The following is a 1,211-nucleotide window of genomic DNA, read 5'->3' as shown; positions in this document are numbered from 1 at the left end:
TAAGTATCTCTCTTACAGGTGTTTTATCCAGTAGAGAAAAGCTCAAAATTTGTAGAATTTCGTAGATTGGACGGTTGACTTTCAATTTGTAAGCGACAATGGCAACCAGACAGTATGTTATGATGGCACAGTACACTTGTGTCTTGACAGCATTCATCGTGGTGCCCCAAAAAGATTTTACTTTCAGGTGTTGTTTTATCCATTTGAAAAATAGTTCCACCTGCCAACGGTTCTTGTATAGCAAAGCTATTTCCTCTGCTGAGAGTTCCATGTTGTTGGTGATGAACACAAATTCTCTGTCCAGTTCTTCATCGTAGTATTTAACCCGCCGGAGTTTGTCCGGATATGCTTTGAGCGATTTATACGTTTCAAGCATTCCGATCTGGTCACATTTTATTCCGGTTGTTTTATCGACTTCACGGGAATACATCCTGCGGAATCTCATATTATCCTTTGCACGTGTAACGAAGTAAGCACCACTAGCGTGAAGCTTATGCAAACGGGTGAAGTCAACATATCCTTTATCCATGATATAGAAACTTCCCTTTTCATAACTCAACTCATCCAGCATGTTTACGTCATGTACTTTAGCATTGGTTACCAGTACGACTGTCGGTATGGAAGTCTTTACATCATACAAGGTATGAAGTTTGATGCCTCCTTTGTGTTTCCTAAATTCCGCCCACCAAAAAACATTCAGACAAAGGTCTATGGTGGAGGAATCAAAGGCATAAACATTACCGTCAACTTTCACCTCGAAGTCATTTTTGTTGTAGCTATTACGGGCTTCCGCAATCAGGGTATAAGCAAATTCTTCGTAGATACGATAATCTCTATTCCGGTTTGCTTTCCCCAGATTGGTACGGCTGACTGTTGCACCGAATCCCAAGTGATAGTACTTGTTCTTGTGTGCCTCGAGGCTGAGCATAAGGTCACGCATACTGTCTCGGGCGGTCAGTTGTCCAAGGATCATGCACAGCATCTGACTCCAACAGGTGAATGTTCTGATTTTCTTATTCCCGGAATACTTCTCTACCAAGCGGTCGAAGACACGACGGGGAAGAAAATCTGTAAGTTGAGCGAAGATATATTTGCCTTGATTCATTGTCTTGAGCTTTTGGGCAAAGCTAAAACAACTTTTCAATTCAAATCGTCACGCTCCAAAAGAATACATAACTATGCGATTATCAAAGATTTCAAAGAACGATGTT

The 1,211-nt window shown here is 41.2% G+C and carries 1 protein-coding gene; it reads right to left on the bottom strand.

Translation table 11 applies throughout. The annotated features are described in order from the left end of the window. Positions 1-1,105: IS4 family transposase (locus tag E5355_RS19055; protein ID WP_136011556.1), on the bottom strand; the 1,105-nt coding region annotated here is incomplete at its 3' end. Positions 1,106-1,211 lie beyond the last annotated feature (106 nt).

Origin of the sequence: Bacteroides muris (ex Afrizal et al. 2022) (assembly GCF_004793475.1) — a bacterium.
GTDB classification, from domain to species: domain Bacteria; phylum Bacteroidota; class Bacteroidia; order Bacteroidales; family Bacteroidaceae; genus Bacteroides; species Bacteroides muris.
Note: the sequence above shows the minus strand (reverse complement) of the source record. Positions and strands in the feature narration are given on the sequence as shown.